The 18267-nt window shown below is 33.7% G+C and carries 12 protein-coding genes; 2 read left to right on the forward strand and 10 right to left on the reverse strand.

Annotated elements, in window-relative coordinates; translation table 11 throughout:
- Positions 1 to 49: 49 nt before the first annotated feature.
- On the reverse strand, positions 50 to 2944 hold the full coding sequence (locus HM986_RS10425; RefSeq protein ID WP_179335035.1) for a T9SS type A sorting domain-containing protein: 2895 nt from the start codon (positions 2942 to 2944) through the stop codon (positions 50 to 52).
- Positions 2945 to 3252: 308 nt separating this feature from the next.
- Entirely contained in the window at positions 3253 to 3873 is a 621-nt protein-coding gene (locus tag HM986_RS10430) for an L-threonylcarbamoyladenylate synthase (protein ID WP_179335036.1), read from the reverse strand.
- Positions 3874 to 3923: 50 nt separating this feature from the next.
- On the opposite strand from HM986_RS10430, the gene HM986_RS10435 reads away from it, so the two are divergent.
- A complete protein-coding gene (locus HM986_RS10435; RefSeq protein ID WP_179335037.1) occupies positions 3924 to 4787 on the forward strand; it encodes an alpha/beta hydrolase in 864 nt (287 codons plus the stop codon).
- Here the strand turns inward: HM986_RS10435 and HM986_RS10440 are convergent.
- Positions 4784 to 7126, reverse strand: coding sequence for an ATP-dependent helicase (locus HM986_RS10440; protein ID WP_179335038.1), 2343 nt, complete (start codon positions 7124 to 7126; stop codon positions 4784 to 4786). The two genes, HM986_RS10435 and HM986_RS10440, sit on opposite strands and share 4 nt — an antisense overlap.
- Positions 7127 to 7259: 133 nt before the next feature.
- Between HM986_RS10440 and HM986_RS10445 the strand changes: the two genes are divergently transcribed.
- Positions 7260 to 8531: an amidohydrolase gene (locus HM986_RS10445; RefSeq protein WP_179335039.1), complete on the forward strand. Its 1272-nt coding sequence runs from the start codon at positions 7260 to 7262 to the stop codon at positions 8529 to 8531.
- On the opposite strand, the gene HM986_RS10450 is transcribed toward HM986_RS10445, so the two are convergent.
- From HM986_RS10450 to HM986_RS10480, 7 genes are all read right to left on the reverse strand, one after another.
- Entirely contained in the window at positions 8528 to 10099 is a 1572-nt protein-coding gene (locus HM986_RS10450) for a hypothetical protein (RefSeq protein WP_179335040.1), read from the reverse strand. The genes HM986_RS10445 and HM986_RS10450 overlap by 4 nt on opposite strands.
- Positions 10100 to 10238: 139 nt before the next feature.
- The gene (locus HM986_RS10455; protein ID WP_179335041.1) at positions 10239 to 11990 is read right to left on the reverse strand and encodes a hypothetical protein; all 1752 of its coding nucleotides are present in this window, start codon (positions 11988 to 11990) and stop codon (positions 10239 to 10241) included.
- A gap of 155 nt (positions 11991 to 12145) precedes the next feature.
- On the reverse strand, positions 12146 to 12889 hold the full coding sequence (locus tag HM986_RS10460; protein ID WP_218841429.1) for a LytR/AlgR family response regulator transcription factor: 744 nt from the start codon (positions 12887 to 12889) through the stop codon (positions 12146 to 12148).
- Positions 12886 to 15747 carry a sensor histidine kinase gene (locus HM986_RS10465; RefSeq protein ID WP_179335042.1) on the reverse strand — a complete coding sequence of 954 codons (2862 nt, stop codon included), beginning with the start codon at positions 15745 to 15747 and terminating at the stop codon, positions 12886 to 12888. The genes HM986_RS10460 and HM986_RS10465 overlap by 4 nt, the downstream gene beginning before the upstream one ends.
- A gap of 145 nt (positions 15748 to 15892) precedes the next feature.
- Positions 15893 to 16933, reverse strand: coding sequence for an LVIVD repeat-containing protein (locus HM986_RS10470; protein WP_179335043.1), 1041 nt, complete (start codon positions 16931 to 16933; stop codon positions 15893 to 15895).
- A 107-nt stretch (positions 16934 to 17040) separates the two neighbouring features.
- The gene (locus HM986_RS10475) at positions 17041 to 17586 is read right to left on the reverse strand and encodes a hypothetical protein (protein WP_179335044.1); all 546 of its coding nucleotides are present in this window, start codon (positions 17584 to 17586) and stop codon (positions 17041 to 17043) included.
- Positions 17587 to 17595: 9 nt separating this feature from the next.
- The gene (locus tag HM986_RS10480; protein WP_179335045.1) at positions 17596 to 18261 is read right to left on the reverse strand and encodes a hypothetical protein; all 666 of its coding nucleotides are present in this window, start codon (positions 18259 to 18261) and stop codon (positions 17596 to 17598) included.
- Positions 18262 to 18267: the final 6 nt, after the last annotated feature.

The following is an 18267-nucleotide window of genomic DNA, read 5'->3' on the forward strand; positions in this document are numbered from 1 at the left end:
TTATCGCTTTCACTCTTATAGTTACATTTAATACATGGGTATACTCTGCTTATTTCAATATCACTTTTTGTGTTTTGTGCTGTGTTTTATTGTTTAATTCTACAATATAAACACCTGTACTTAATCCACTCACATCAATGGCTTGAGATCTGCTAGATGTCATTAAACTTTCCGAAACAATTACACGTCCTTGCAAATCGTAAATCGTAGCCTTAGTTGCACTTGCTAACTGCCCTGCAACAACAATTGTTTTATCTGCTTCGCTGGTATAAATATTTAACTGGTCTAAGGTATTATCTACTGTAGATAATGTGCTATTTGAAATCTGTAAGTAAAAGCGACCTGTACCACTTAAGTTAGTACTAGGTGTTAATGTATATTCTCCAGAGTTTAACAATGTAGATGTATTAGCTACAGTATCTTCTAAATACACTAGTGTTGTATTCGCTAAGTTAGATGTGTTTATACTAAATGTAATTGCTTCTCCTTGGTTGGCATTTACCCCTAATGGAATTGAAACAGACGTTAAATCTGTATTATTGATAGCTTGTAAAGCCATTGCTCTCCCTGTGTTTTCTTCAACTAAATGAGAGAATATAGGATAGTTTTCTGAATCGTCACCATACACTGCAGCATCATAACCAGGATCTAAACCTAAACTAGCGTTAGTATTAAAGAATATACTTGTAGAATAGGTTTCAGAACCTATTAAGTTTAACTTAAAGAATTCACTGTCATTAGACGTTCTACCTGCAATATAATCATCATCTCCACTTAATGTACGCATAGCAGGTGTAAACTCAATAGATCCTCCTGCAGCATTTGAAGCTACAAAAAAGCCTTGACCTGGTGCTATATTAAAGTTCTCTCCAGTTAATGCTGCGATAGTAGCTTTATTAATAACCGTAAAATTACTATTTGTTGGTGCTGCTCCTGAATAAATTCCGCTGTTGTAAGCATAAATAGCCACTGCAGAAGCATCTAATAAGGCGCCATTTGCAACACTTAAAAATAGATCTGCATCTACATAACTAGTGTATGGGTTACCAATAAGGTTCCATTCGCTTCCTAAAGCAGGATTAGCTATTGGGAAAGTTACAGTGCCATTCTCAGGAATTCCTGTAAAAGTTAAAAGGTCTCCATTATCTGTAGCAACTCTATAACCTTTAGCCTTAAGTAACACATCACTTGCTCCCATAAGGAAATTCTCATAAGCTGAAGCCGTAATATTATTATAAGGTGCAAAAGCGTAATATGTACCATTGTCTGCTATTTCAGTAGCATTTTCTCCATTAGTAATAAAGGTATCAAATGTTAAACTTGTTGGCATTAAAGGAAGCGAAATTAAATCGTTTCCTCCCGTACCTGTACTCAATGTATTTACGTAACGCTCATAATTTACTGTACCATTAATAGTACCGTTTAAAATTAAACTTGAAAAACTATCAGATTCAGATGTTAAAGTCATAGCCTCGGTAACTGTTAAAATAACTTCAGAATCAATAGTTAAGCTAGCCCCTGCTTCTACCAATACTGATTTAACCTCTGCATCTGCACTAAGAACTGCATCAGTACCTGATTTTATGATTAACCCATAACAAGTATCTGTAGCTGCTGGAGCACCTGAAACGACTGAACCTTTAAAGTAATCCGTACCATCCCAAACAATATCAGAAATGAAACTTAATGTAAAATAATCGCCGTCAGCAAAAGAAACACCTGTTGCTGTTGCTGTATTATCTAAAACTGTTAAATTATAAGCTGTTGATGTAGTAAAAGTATCATTATTAGCTACAACTAATTGTAAGCCTTGGCAACCTTCTTCAGCTGCACTAATAGTAGTAATGTCAAATTCTACTGTTACTGTACCTAAATCTCCGGTTTCACTAACACGCCACTTAGACGTTAACTCTTGAGAGTTGTTTGCTGTGTTTGTAGCAAAATCATATGCTGGATCTTTAGTATCTTCTCCCCAAAACAAATACTCGCTATCATTTAAATCTGAAGCAGCACTGATACTAACAATTCCTGTTCCTCTAGAAGCTAAATGATTAGAACCATCTGATGCTTGGCCAATACCTGCTACATTGTGGTCAAAATCTCCATTACCAGTATTATCTTGTACATAAAAATCTTTAGAACCGTCTAAAGCTGTACCATATTTTGAAGATAAATAATTTTCAACAATGGTAGTTTCAGCTAAATTAAGTGATTTTGTGTATAAAATAACTTCTGCGATGTCGCCGTTAAAACTATCACCTGACTGTCTACCAATACCGAAATCACTAAAGCTACGTAAAGTATTATTATAAGTAATAGAAGTAGATAATTCCGCATTTACATATTGATTTATGTCTGTACCGTTATAATCTTGCGTTATTACATACGGGGTATTATTTGCTAAGATTATTCCTGTTTCTTTGTCAAGAGTCCTTACAGTTTGATTAGATTGTGTTCCTCTTCCCCACAAACGTCCATTACTACTGGCCCAAATTCCAATAGATTTATCCTCTAATGCACCTGAAAACGAAGTTCCAGATGGCCCCGCTTGTATAATACCTCTAGTACCACCACTAAAAGATGTTGATTTTAGCACAACAAATACACTTACTTGATTACTAAATCCGACACCAGTGGCTAAGATTCTATCATCATTGCCATCAAAATTTAAAGCTGAATAGCCATTTATTGCGTTTGTCTTTAATTTAGGTTTATAACTTCCGCTACCTTGTAAAGCATCATTACCTTCACCAGAAGCATCATTCCATTGTTGTATCAATGAGTTATTATCAGCTGGAATTGTACCTGCATCTGTATAAGTACTATTTTCGGCCTTTAGCCATATTTCGTTATCTGTAGTGACTCCTCCTGGCCCTGATTGGGCGATACAAAAAGTTGATAATACTAAAAAAAGGCCTGTGTATACTTTTGTTTTTGTATTCAAAATTATAAGTTAATTAATTAATATAAAACAGCAATAATACAATAACTACTATTAAGCACAAAATAAATCCGACAAAATGATATTTTTTGTAAGAAAAGAAACACATAAAACACACTAAAAACACATAAACAACTCACTACTAAAACAGTAACAACTCAAAATTTAATCCGTTTAATGGTTCTAAAATGTAGCTATTAACTTAATAAAAAAGATATTTGTGTTAAAAAAAGAGACCATTAGCAAAAAAGATGGTGCTGCTCTCGCGTACCTTAAACGATTAAGAAACCGCTCTGAACAAGGCGTTCAATTTAAAAAATCTCTAAGCTCCCCTTACCTTCTCTTACAACAATAGGTGTATCTTCGGATAAATCGATAATCGTTGAGGCTTCATTATCTCCGTAGCCACCGTCAATAACTAAATCAACTAAATTATCCCATTTTTCAAGAATGAGCTCAGGGTCTGTTGTATACTCTAGTACATCATCCTCGTCTCTTATAGATGTTGAAACTATTGGATTACCTAATGCCGTAACAATCGCTAAGGCAATAGAATTATCTGGAACTCGGATTCCGACAGTTTTTCGTTTTTTAAAAGGGTTTGGTAAGTTTTTAGATCCTGGCAAGATAAAAGTATATGGTCCAGGTAAGGCACGTTTTAAAATTTTAAACGTAGTGGTATCAATTTGCTTTACGTAGTCACTTAAATTACTTAAATCTTCACAAACAAATGAAAAATTAGACTTTTCTAACTTAACTCCCTTTATTTTAGCAATACGCTCTAAAGCTTTTATATTAGTAATATCACATCCTAAACCATAAACGGTGTCTGTTGGATAGATTATTAATCCTCCATTTCTTAATACTTTAACTACTTTTTGAATCTCTCTCGGATTCGGGTTTTCTGGATATATTTTAATAAACTCGGCCATAATATGTATCTTTCAAATACGTTATACAAAGTAACTATATTTTTTTCAATATGAAGTATTTAAAATTTGTATTCATCTTTTTTATGTCAATTTCAGTAATGACATCTTGCTCTACTGAACGTTCTGATGAGGGAGGTATAGAACCGTTAAACACGTCAGAGTCTTACGAAGCTCTCAATATTTCTTATGGTGACGACGAGAATCAGGTTTTTGATTTGTATTTACCAGCCAATCGAACAACTATTACGAAAACAATTATTTTAGTTCATGGAGGGGGTTGGACTTCAGGGGATAAAGAAAATATGACTGCTATTAAGAATTTTATCAAAGATCAAATGCCAAGCTATGCTGTTGTAAATATCAATTACCGATTAGCGGATGAAAACAATTCACCTTACCCTATGCAAATTAATGATATAACGAGCGTTGTTAATTACCTAAAAACCAACCAAGAACATTATACCATTTCTAATGACCTAGGTTTTATCGGCGCTAGTGCTGGTGCACATCTGTCCCTATTATGGAGTTATAAATTTGATAGCAACAACCAAGTAGATATGGTTTGTAGTATTGTTGGTCCAACAAATTTTACAGATCCTGCCTACCTAAATAACACCAACGTAGTTCTGCAAGAACTACTAGACACTTACAGCGTTGATACCTCAACAGATTTTTTAGAAACGGTAAGTCCATATCATAGCGTCACAGCAACAGCACCTCCAACCATTTTATTTTATGGAGGAGACGATCCTTTAATCCCAATAACCCAAGGTACTGCTATGCGAGATCAACTAGAAGCGCTTGACATTGCACATCAATTTACACTTTATGCTGATGAAGGACATGGATGGACTGATCTTAATTTGATTGACACCACACTAAAACTAAAAGTATTTATTGAAACCTACCTTTAATCTTGCTTCGTTCTTAAAATTTCAAGTTTAGCAAAGCGCAAAAGTAATTTTTTAGTATCTCCGTTCAGAAATTTAATTTCAGCTTTTGCATCAGCTCCAGTGCCCTCAATTGTCATCACTTCACCTCTACCAAATCGATCATGATTGACAGTGTTACCAACTTCTAATTTAGTATTAAATGAGCCCGATACCTCGTCAGTATCTGCTAGTGGCTTCATCTTTTTTGGTGTACTAATTTGAAATTTCTCAGGTTTCTTCTTAGACTCTTTTCTCAAAATTTTTGCTGTTTTTGGTTTCGCGAATCGAATGCGATTAGGTTCAATATCTCCAAATATAGATTGATCTAACATTGGATTCGTTCGTTGTTCTCTTAATGGTGTTACTATATCTACAAATTCCTCGTCTATTTCTTCAATAAATCGACTAGGTTCTGCATCTATTAATTTTCCCCATCGGTAACGCGATAAGGTATATGTTAAATAAGCTTGTTTTTCTGCTCTAGTTAAAGCTACGTAAAATAAACGGCGTTCTTCTTCCAATTCACTTCGTGTATTCATGCTCATACCACTTGGAAATAAATCTTCTTCCAAACCAACGATAAATACATGACCAAATTCTAATCCTTTTGCCAAGTGAATTGTCATTAAAGCGACATGATCTGGATCGCCTTTATCTCCATCTAAATCTGTTGCTAGAGCAATATCTTCTAGGAATTCAGCTAAAGAATCGCCTGCATCTGCCAATTCTAATTGACCTTCAACGAAATCTTTAATACCGTTTAGTAATTCTTGAACGTTATCCATTTTTACCACACCTTCTGGTGTTGCATCCTTGTTCAGTTCTCGTATTAATCCACTTGTTTTAGTGACATGTTCTGCTAGATCAAACGCATTTGCCGTCTGATTCATTACTTGGTAACTTTCAATAAGTGTTACGAAGTCTCTCAACTTATTTTTAGTTCCGCCATTGATATTAATATCAATACTATCTAGGTTTTTTAAGACTTCAAAAATAGTTTTACCATACCCATTGGCTGCTACAATTAATCGATCTACAGTGGTTTGACCAATTCCTCTTGCAGGGTAATTAATAACTCGTTTTAACGCTTCTTCATCTGAAGGATTTAAAATTAAACGCAAATACGCGGTTAAATCTTTAATTTCTTTACGTTGATAAAATGATAATCCTCCATAAATGCGATAAGGAATATCACGCTTACGCAATGCATCTTCAATAGCTCTAGACTGCGCGTTGGTACGGTATAATACTGCAAAATCACTGTTGTGAAGTTGCTCATTCATTTTTGTTTCCCAAATGGTACTAGCAACATAACGCCCTTCATCACCATCCGTTAAAGCGCGATGTACTTTTACTTTTTCCCCTTCATCATTCGCCGTCCAAACAATCTTATCTAATTTGGTTTTATTGTGTTCTATTACAGAGTTTGCTGCACCAACAATACATTTAGTAGAACGGTAATTTTGTTCTAATCGGTACATTTGCACACCATCGTAATCTTTTTGGAAATTTAGAATATTACTAATGTTTGCACCACGGAAGGCATAGATACTCTGAGCATCATCCCCTACCACGCATATATTTTGAAAACGATCAGCTAATGCTCTAACGATTAAATATTGCGAATGGTTGGTATCTTGATACTCATCTACCAATATATATCTAAATCTATTTTGATATTGTGCTAGCACTGCCGGAAAGCGTGTAAGAAGCTCATTTGTTCTCAACAGTAAATCATCGAAATCCATGGCCCCCGCCTTAAAACAACGCTCTACATATTCTTTATAAATCTCACCCATTCTAGGACGTCTGGCCATAGCATCGGCCTCCATCAGTTCTGGATTTTTATAATATGCTTTTACGGTAACGAGGCTGTTTTTATAAGAAGAAATTCGGCTATAAACCTGCTTCGTTTTATAAATATCTTTATCGAGTCCCATTTCTTTAATAATAGAACCCATTAATTTTTGTGAATCTTGGGTATCGTAAATTGTAAAATTGCTAGGATAGCCTAGATGATGGCCTTCAAAACGTAAAATCTTAGCAAATACAGAGTGAAATGTTCCCATCCAAAGATTCTTAGCTTCACCATCTCCAACAATATCTGCAATTCTGCCTTTCATTTCTTTGGCCGCCTTATTTGTAAAGGTCAATGCCAAAATATTAAAGGCATCCACTCCCTTGCTCATTAAATAAGCAATACGAAATGTGAGCACACGTGTTTTTCCAGAACCTGCACCAGCAATGATTATCATTGGTCCATCAATCTGTATGGTAGGCGCTAATTGAGCCTCATTAAGTTGACTAAGATACTTTTCCAAGCTAAAATTTTTTGAAGGAGTAAAATTACGCATAGTCCTATAGTTTACCGCATGGAAATGGCATAAATTATAAACAAACTCATAAAATTTGTACTTTATTAAAATTCAATATCTTAGTAGAAATATTTATTCCATGAAAAATTTAACTATACTCCTCATCTTTTTAGCGCTATTTTCTAATGCTCAAAACTCTATAGAAAACGACATTAATGCAATTGAAGACAAAATGATAGCATGGAGACATCATTTTCATGAGAATCCAGAATTATCAAATCGCGAATTTAAAACGGCTGAAAAAATAGCAGAACATTTAAAAGCTTTAGGATTAGACGTAGAAACTGGTATTGCTAAAACTGGAGTTGTTGCCTTGTTGAAAGGCGATCAACCAGGGAAAGTTGTTGCGTTACGAGCAGATATAGACGCATTACCTGTTACAGAACGAAACGATTTACCGTTTAAATCTAAAGTAAAAACGACATTTTTAAATACGGAAACCGGAGTGATGCATGCTTGTGGTCATGATACGCACATTTCAATTTTAATGGCTACGGCTGAAGTGTTATCAAAACACAAAGACAAAATAAAAGGGACGATCAAATTTATTTTTCAACCTGCAGAAGAAGGCCCCCCACCAGGCGAAGAAGGAGGTGCTAAATTGATGATTAAAGAAGGGATTTTAGAAAATCCTAAAGTAGATGCTATATTTGGTCTTCATATTGACTCTGGAACTCCTGTTGGTTCTATAACTTATAAAACGGGTGGCATTATGGCTGCAGTAGAGCGCTTTGTCATTGATGTAAAGGGGAAACAAACACATGGCTCTCAACCTTGGTCAGGAGTGGACCCGATTTTGATTTCGGCAAAAATAATAGATGGTTTGCAAACGATTATTAGTAGAGAATCGGATCTCACTAACGAAGCTGCGGTAATTACTGTTGGTAAGATAACATCTGGCACACGATTTAATATCATTCCAGAAACCGCTGAAATGATTGGAACGGTAAGAACACTAGATCCTAAAATGCGCGCTCATATTGAAAAACGCATGACAGAAATGGTGGAAACAATCGCTAAAGCCTATGGAGGCGAAGCAACTATTACGTTTCAAAATTTCACCTCTATTACGTTTAATGATTCGGATTTAACAGCAAAAGTATTACCATCATTGCAAAAAGCAGCTGGTGACGCTAATGTTTCACTTATGAAAGCAACAACTGGTGGAGAAGATTTCTCTTACTTTCAAGAAGTCGTTCCTGGCGTATATTTCTTTTTAGGAGGCATGACACCTGGTGCAACAGAGTCGTTTCCGCATCACACACCCGATTTCAAAATTGATGATAGTGGCATGTTACTTGGCGTGAAAGCATTTACGCAATTGACTTTAGACTATTTAAATTCAAATTAATCCTCCTCTTCACCGTTTCCCGCCATAGCAGAAAGTAAAGCCGATTTGATATTTAACCATGTAAAGTTAAATACAGATTTGTTAGTTTCTCGTTCTACATTTTCGGATTGGCCGTAGCGGTAATCCTTTTTGTCGTCCTCACTATCTTCTGAGACAAATAGATTGACTAAACCCGATAAAAATTTATTCTTTTCTCTACCGTCTTTTTTTAGGATTGACACTTCAAAATCATCATATTTCATTTTCAAATCTATACGAGAATTTTGTGGGTTACCACTAATTGTAAAGTAGGTTTGTTTTAATTCCCCATTTAAATCCACATTAAGATTAGGTTTTGTAAACTGATCCATTTGAGCTGCATTGAAAAAACCTAAATCAGCTTTGAAGACAAATTGATCTGTAGTGTCAGCAACTTTAAAACTCCAATTCACTTTTAAAGGTGAATCATTCATAAAGGTTGATTGTATTTCAATAGCCGTATCATCATTTCCAAATGTGTTTCCTAAATTAGTAAATGTAGCATTTAGGTTGTTAAAATCTAAACGACCAGCTTCTTCATCTACATTTACTTTTTCTAAATATGAAAGACTTCCATCAGTGATTTCAACCGTATTTATTCCCAAATTAAAGTTTAAATCTCTAAGAGATGTTCCATATAATGGTTTATATGACAAATCATCTGCTACTAATTTATCTCTATATATCTCGGCTTTAGGTGCGGTTAAATTCACTTTTTTGGAATTGAAATAAAAGTCTTCAGAACTATCAAGTCCAAAATCCATATCTGAAACCAGTATCTCTTCTATGTTTAAGTTAAAATGGTCGCGTTCTTTAGTGAGAATTTTTGAATATTCTGATTTAGAATATTTCGTTTTTAATTTGAAGGCTTTAAATGTAGCTTTATTGTTAGTAATGTGTATGGCATCAGCCAAGATATCATCATAGGCATTGGTTGCCCATTTTAGATTTTCAGCCTTTAATTCAAAATTATTATATGTAATTTTCTTGTTTGCTGTTGATGCTTTAGGATCTATTTGTAAATCGAGAACTTCGAAATTTAAGTTAGGAATACTCAAAATTATAGAATCACTTTCATAATTCGTTATTAAAACATCGGCCTTAGTAATCGCGATTTTTTCCGCATGAATAACCTGTTTGATTTTATCTAGAAAGCTGCTTTGGTAATCCTCATTCTTCACAACTGAGTTATGTTTATATTTTGCTACTAACTCATCGATTACAAGGGATTCAATCGTTATTTTATCATTAAAAAGTAAATCCCAATAGCCAACATCATTGATTTCTATAGATTTAAGTTTTGCGTCTAAAATGGTTTTGTTAGTTGTTTCTCCTGAGACAAGGATTGTTGGGGATTTCACCTCAACATGACCTGTCCATATATTAGCATTAATAGTTGTATACTCGATTTTAGTGGATTCGGAAACATTTTGAAGCTCCTCACCTATTTTTTGTTCAATAAAACTATTTGCTAAGAATGATAGTAGCACAGTAACGATTACTATAATAGCTATTACAATGATCGCTTTTTTATGTTTTGGTTTTGTCATTTTATTCAGTCCTGAAATATTATGGATGAATCTACCTAAACGCTTTTAAAACCATTAACCAATACCCTATTTATGTTAACTCAAAAAGAGCCATTTCAAACTATGAAATGGCTCTTTAGGTATTATTCTTCTTTTTCTATTAACTATCTCTTAGCACATGAATAGTGATTGCTAAGTTTCTTACGGCACCGCTCGTATCCGTATAGGTCCCAGTTATAGTCATATCGACATAACCTCCTATCGGTCCAAAATTTGATATAGTAAATTGCAGCGTATCTGGTGCATTATAATCCATATCTAACATAGACGATTGTACCCAAAAGTCTGGAGTTGTATAGGTACCTGGTGTGGTTGTATCACCACCTACTCCAATTGAACCATCTTCGGATTGACTAGACACTACAAACATACCGTTTATTGGTCCTTCTTGATACGCATAGAGATCCATTAAAAGATATTCTGCAGGATCACTATCTACTTGCACAGAAATAAACTCCGTAACCGCACTACAAGCCATGATACTACCAACATTAGGTGTACTTAAATTAGAAGGCAAAACGGTTGTTGATTGAAACGCATCGTAATCTACTCCTTCTAATGAAAACGTATTTATGGAAGCACATTTAATAATATTCATTGCAAAAGCTCCATTAGTAACTTCAGCCAATGCTTCTTGATTTCCGTAATTTAAATTCACATAACCGTCCGTAACATTAGCATTACTACAATTTACTAAGTTACCTGATATTACTTCGGTTACAGTACCTGAAAGCACAATGTCGCCATAATTAGTATCCGTTGAAAATGGTCCTATAATTGTTGAAAATACGACTGCTCCACATTGATCATATGCTGTTAGCGTTATGGTTTCGTTTGCTGGAATTAGCCCACAAATTTCTCCATTTGCATTTGAGAATCCATATCTAGGATAGACTTCTCCTGCTCTTCCTAATGATACTTTTACATTAGAAATTGGCACGTTTACATCATCTACAACATTTAAACAAAATGATACGGTTTGGAAAGGGGCATCACAATTCCACCAAGAAAAATGAGAAACGTCTCCAATATATACACCACCAATTAAATTGGCTTCACCATCTTCTACCCAATAACCATTGACCTCATCAAAATGCCATAATGGAATTGTTGAAGGTGCTACTCCACTTTGTGCAGGATCTAATGGCATATGTATTTCAGCCAAATGACCATCTGCTATGTTTAATTTCTGACCAGAATCACCTTTTAATTCCACGTTTAACATACCATACGTTTCTAGTAATTGCTCATCATCGTCATTGTTTATAGCTTGTAAATTTCCAGGCATTACATCGTAAACATTACCATGTGCAGGGTCTAAATGATACATATACACATCAACATTACCAGAGTACGCATTTCCATCTTCATCTTTAAAAGCACCATCGAACTTTACTTTAGCACCGTTACCTAGAGACACTTCACTATTTGTTCCTGAAGACACAGAACCTGTTAGATTTTTAGCAACAAGCATAATTTGCACATTGCTCATACCTTCTGTAGGTACTACCGTTTTTAAGCCCGTAATAAAACCTGCTTTTTCTGCGATTACGTAGGCCTGTCTTTCTTTGACTTGTGCATCGCTAATCATAAAAACACCATTAGCGTCAGTTGACGCTACTTTGTTTCCAATTGTAATACTTACATTACTTAAAGGCATAGAAGATTCATCTACTATTTTCCCCATAAAATCTCTTTGAATATTTATACCTTGGTCTATAGCACCTATTTCATTATTGCCATTACCTGAAGGAATGTCTATACCTTCCTCTTTTTCACAGGATGTAAATAGAACGCTACACACTAGAACTAACCCTAGTGAAAGTTTTGAAATTGCTTGTCTTGTTTTCATATTGTTTTGAGTTAAGAGTGTTATTAATTTATTATCACCCTTATATCAAAACAAGCTTCGATTTGTTACCCTATTTTTTAAATTAAATTGAAATTTTAATTGCTAATGGCTTGAAATTGCATTGCGCTTCTATCTTATTTTGCTCGTAAGTCTACTTAATTAAATAGCTCTAGAAACGCTTTTTTATTAGCTCTAGAAATTGGAATACGTTGTTTATTTTCTAATACCAAATACCCTTCGTTTTCAAAATGTCTCACCTTATTGAGATTTACGATATGCGATTTATGGCATTTAAAAAAATTAGAGGACATCACTTTTTCAAACTTCCCTAAGTTATAAGAACTCATTAAAGTAGAATTATCTTCTAAATGGATTTTAGTATAACCTTCATAGCCTTCAATATGTAAAACTTCATCTTGAGGGATAAATGATAAGCCCTTAACGGTAGGAACAATCAGCTTATTATTGTCTGTAACTGTAGTTGAAATTAATTTTAACAACTTTGAATTTAGTTCTACATTATCTTGAGCTTCCACGCTTTTAATCGCTTTCTCAACGGCCAACTTTAATTCTATGTCGTCAATCGGCTTTAGAATATAGTCAATCGCGTTTTGCTTAAATGCTTGTATCGCATATTCGCTGTATGCTGTTACAAATATGACCTGAAAATCGATCACATCAACAGCTTCTAACAATTCAAAACCATTAATTCTTGGCATTTGTATGTCTAAAAAGACCAATTGCGGCTTTAACTCTTTTATGGCTGCTATAGCCAATTCTGGTTTTTGATAACTACCTACAATGTGAATATCTGGAAATAAATTTTTAATTTTTTTTTGCAGACCTTTAATATTCGAAATTTCATCATCGACAATTACCGCGTTAAGATTTTCAATCATAATTTTTGCATTATAAATATGGATTTATTCCCTTTTTCGTATTGATCTGGATAAAGTTCTTGCTCTGAATACGAGATATTCCATTTTTTAGAATTATTCAGAAAATGCAATCGGTCTTTTAAAACACTCGATGACTTCACCCCTTGACGTTGTCCCTTAGCTGTATTTACAAATCCTACTCCGTCATCTATAATTTCTACAATTAAACTATCCTCATCTCCTTTTTTAAAATTAACTGTAACTGTCCCGTTGTCTTCCTTATTGAATAAACCATGATTGATGGCATTTTCAATAATAGGTTGTAAAATCATGGTAGGCACTTTTATATCTTCCACAAATAAACCGTCATCAACATTAATTTTAAAACTTAGTTTCTCCTTAAAACGCAGTTTTTCTATTTCTAAATAACTTTGAAGCAAGCTTATTTCTGAAGCTAATGAGATTTCGTTTTCTTTAGAGAGTTCGAAAAATTGTCTGATAAGTTTAGAGAATTTCACCAGATACCTTTCTGATGCTTCAAAATCATTTTCGTTAATATAAAATTGAATTGCCGCTAAGGAGTTGAACACAAAATGGGGATTCATCTGTGAGCGTAAGGCTTTTAGCTGAAGCTCTATTAGACGTTTATCTTCAAATATTTTTTGATTCTTTTTAAATTCAGATTTTTTAACAATGAATCTCGATATTAAAACAATAAGAAAAATACCGATTAATACTACTATGAGTTTAAACCAAAACGTTTGCCACCACAAGGCTTTAACTTTGAAACTTATATCCTTTGAAATGGACTTATTATATACCTGAAACACATAATTTCCTGGCTGAAGATTATTATAATTTACGGAATTAATTGTGGTATGAACCCAATCGGTTTGCAAGGGTTCTAACTTATAGAAATACCCTTCATTTTTAAGCCTATCTTCGGAATAATCGATAGTTTCAAATTTAAAATTTACCGTATTGTTATTGTCATAACGAAATGCAGTATGACCTTTAGTAATGGATTGTTGATTATATGTGGCTTCAGTGATAAAGACATCAATTAATAAATCATTTTTTGTCTGATTAAGTGGTACAATGGCCAATCCATTATTAGTCCCAACAATTAAATCTTCTTTGACAACACTAACGGTATTAATATTGTTATTTGGTAAACCATCGTTACTATTATACGCTTTAACTAATTTGTATTCGTTGTTGATCTTGGTATAATGCAACACACCAGAATTAGTTGCTAACCAAATCGCGTTGTCTTGAATAAATGCGTCTTGAACGATTAAAAATTCAGAATATTCTAAAGGCTTCATCGTTCTTAAATCCGAAATATAGCTCCCAAAACCATCGGTATTAATTAAAATATCTGATTCCGATAATGCTTTAATACTGAGTATTGGTTTATTAAAAATTCCATCGTCGAACTCTATTTTTTTTATAGTATCGCTTTCTAATTCCTTTAAGCCATTATTGGTGGCTATGATCAATCGGGAATTAAAAACTAAGAAATCATTAGCTCCTTTTAGAATGATATCTTTTTCTATATTAAAGCTCTCAGCATTTATTTTAAAAATTCCAAAAGAATAAATACCATATAAATTGGACTTAAAAAAAGTCAGTTTCTTTACAAACGAGTTAATATGTCGTGATGATTTGGCATTTTCATTAAAGTTGATGTCTACTCTTTTTTGTTCTCCTTCGGAAATAATGCCTGAATATTTTAAGAAATACGTACGCTTAAGGCTATCAATGTAAACTCCGCCAAAATTATAATCGTCAGAAGCTATATAGGGATCAAAGGTTTTATTTATAGGATTGTATTTGAAGAATCCTTTATTATAAACACTTGCAAACAACTCGTTATTTATATAATTTAAGTTTTGAACTTTTTCATTATTAAAGTGGTAAACTATGTTTTGCTTTATGTAAGGTAATTTATAAACTCCGTTAGTAAACGTAGCTAGCCATACCGTATTCTGTTGGTCTATAAAACCAAAATGTGCATTTAACTCTGGCGGAAAGAAAAAAGGATTTGAGATATGTAGATCCCTATTCAGTGTGCCTACAAAGCGATCTCCTGAGATTTGAATTGAATTTCCAATTAAATTAATTCTAGGGTATTTTAAGGTTTCTATACCAACTTCATCTATAAATTTAAAACTTTTTAAAGCATATGTTTTTAGATTTAAAATACTATAAGTTTTTTCCGAAGCCCAAAAAAATAAGCTATCACTTATCTGACCTCGAGAACTATTTTGATTAATAATACCTTTAGTAGAGCTTTTACTTAAAATATGATTTTGGTTATCATAAACATTTAGGATTTCATCTTCTAACCTCATGCCTAAATAAGCCACCTTATCATTAAAAACAGTGGTATAATCTTCTCTTGTTTTATTTTCTATTTGAATTTCAAAACTTCTCCATACGTTATTTTCTAACTTATAAATCTTTTTGGGTCCTGCCGGATATACTTCATTATTTAGCTGAATTGAGTATATAGGGTTTATGGTTTCTTCTTCATTTTTATTAGGAAATGATAACACACTATCATTCTCTATATATCCCAAATGCGTTGATTTGGATAGGTACCAAATTTTACCATCTGGCGTGGGAAAAGCATCCCAAACATCATTATTAGGTAAACCTTGTTTTGTAGTAAAGGTTTTAAATGTTTTACCATTATATCTCACCATGCCTTTATCGGTTAAAAACCACATAAAGCCTTTGGCGTCTTGCATAATAGTATAGACGTGATTACTTGGCAAACCGTTCTTTGTAGCGTAATTGGTATATTGTTGTGCAAATGAAAAACTCCATATCAGAAGAAAATAAATTGAGATATGGAGCTTGTTATGTTTCAATAAAATTGTTTGTCTTTATGTCTTACTGGAATGAAGGCTAAATATAAGTGTAAATTTAATCTTTAATTATTTTTTTAGTCGAAATACAATTTCTGTTCTACATTATAAACTTAGCAATCAAGCTCTATGTAACGTTTGTTTGTTTTTATTGACCTAATGCTATAAAATTTCCGAAACCAGTTCCTAAAGAAGATTCTAATACAAAATCATTTCCACTGATATCATAAATATGAAGTCCATTTGCATCTGTTACATAAGCGTAATTCCCATTTAATGCTACACCACTTGATCTCGATAGTATTTTCATATCCTGTAAGGAAAGTGTAGCCAAATCATACATTCTAACACTATCAGAACTATTTTGCAGAGGAGCATTTGCACTAGCTTTCATGGTTACATAAGCATTACCATTATGAATTGCGAAAGCTGTAGGATATCCTTCTATATTAACCTCGTTAACTAACGCAAGCGTCGCAGCATCGAATTGTTTTATTTTCTTATCTATTGTATTAGCAACGAAAAGATAAGTTCCATCGGTTTCAACCCAAGAATGATATTGACCAAAAGGAGCATCACCATAAGAAGCCGTATCAACATCTGTGGTATTTGTTGTTCCTGTTGCCGAAGGAGTTCCTGGTGTTGTAACATCGTAAGAATGTAAACCGTTAGCTTGATCGATGACAAATAATTCATTTTGAACCTTTGTGAGGCTCATAGCATCTCCACCAGAATTTAATTGACTAGTAAAATTAAAACTAGCGATATCTACAACATGTAAACCTCTATAAACATCTGTTAAATAAGCCACATTATTAACCGTGTACATATCACTTAATAAACTAAAAGCAAGTGTATTAATTTTTTGAATCTCTGCCTGAATACTTGGTGCCGCTACATTACTAATATCTACGATACTTAAATAAGGTTCAGTAACATCATATTGAGCAACATAAGCCACATCCGGAGATACACTTACAAAGTAAGAGGTATTTACCGCAATACTATTTACTAAAGTTGGTGCGGTTGGTACAGTTATATCAATAATTTTTAAATCTGTCCCATCTGTTACATAGGCATACTCCGCATTTATTGTGCTTCCAGAACCGCTTGAAGAGCTATTATCACTACAACTAAAAGCCAATAACACGACTAATGTTGATACTATCGTTTTTATATTTGTTTTCATGTGTTTATTTTTTTCGAAGGTCACATGCTGTTCGTTATTAATCAGATCTTTGTTATTAATAATTTTAACATGCTCGTTTCATAATTTTTATTATTTATTTGAATAACTTATTCTCTCAACACTCTACCCTCTCCTATTATTGATCCTTGAATAGAATTATCTGTCGCAAGTAAATAATCACCTTGAAAAGAAAATTCTATATAGTCTCCTACGTTCACTGGGTGTACGGTAATTGTGCATACAACGGGATTACTTGGCATGACCGTCCAACTAGTCAAAAACGTATGACCAGGAGTTAATTCTGTGAAATAAAAATTAGCTGTTAGACCATCCGATACTCCCCAATTAAAATTAGTTGTATTAGTAAATGACGTGAAATCTTGAAACGTAAAATCGGCATCAACTATAACAGTCGAACCATCGGCCGTTGCCGCACCTGCTCTAAAATAAAATTTCTCAAACGTAGAATTGGGATTTGGCTCATACCATCCTCTAGCGTAAGCATCAAAAATACGGTCAGGACCATTATTTATTGAATATTTAAAATACTCACTCGTATTTAAGGTTGGTATAATTGTATCGTCGTCACTACTACAGCTAAAACTCAAGAGTACTAATGCCATTAAAAGCATCGATTTAAAAAATGATTTCATAGTATTGTTTTAATCTAATATTATTCCTAAAGTGCCTTCGTAATGCCCCGTAATGGAAGTGCCATCTGAAGCTAAAAACGTATAGTTTACATCGATTGTGCTATTTGCTGGTACATTTGTATCAATGTTTATTGCATTTATAATCACCGTCGGGCCTATAGTTCCTACAGCATACCAAACTCCACTTGTTTCTGGAAGGTGACCATAATCGATTCCATTTTCTGTTCCGAACGAAGGAGAAACAACTCCATCATAAGCTATTAAAGAATCTGCTGAGTAATTAGGTACACCAGTACTTAAGCTAGAACCAATATACGTATTACCAGTAGAAATTAAATCCGTAGATAAACTTGCATTATCATCTACGGATATTTTTATTAAAGCCAATTTTGAAGTTGTATTAACCGAATAGGCATACGCATAACCAAGACCTACATCTCCAAAAGAATCTGTGATTCTCCCATCAGTAAACATAAAGTTGTAATGATCAGGATTACCATCTGCATTGCTGTCTAGTTGATCTATAGTGACGTATGCATTTACAGTTTCATAAAATGTTGAATTTATTGTAAATCCATCTGTTGAAGCTGCTGACGTCGCATCATCGTTATTATCACAATTAAAAAAAGTAAGGGCAACAACTAGAATTAATAAGGTGTTTATTCCTAATTTCATTATCTA

It is taken from the genome of Winogradskyella costae (assembly GCF_013403865.1).
GTDB classification, from domain to species: Bacteria; Bacteroidota; Bacteroidia; order Flavobacteriales; family Flavobacteriaceae; genus Winogradskyella; species Winogradskyella costae.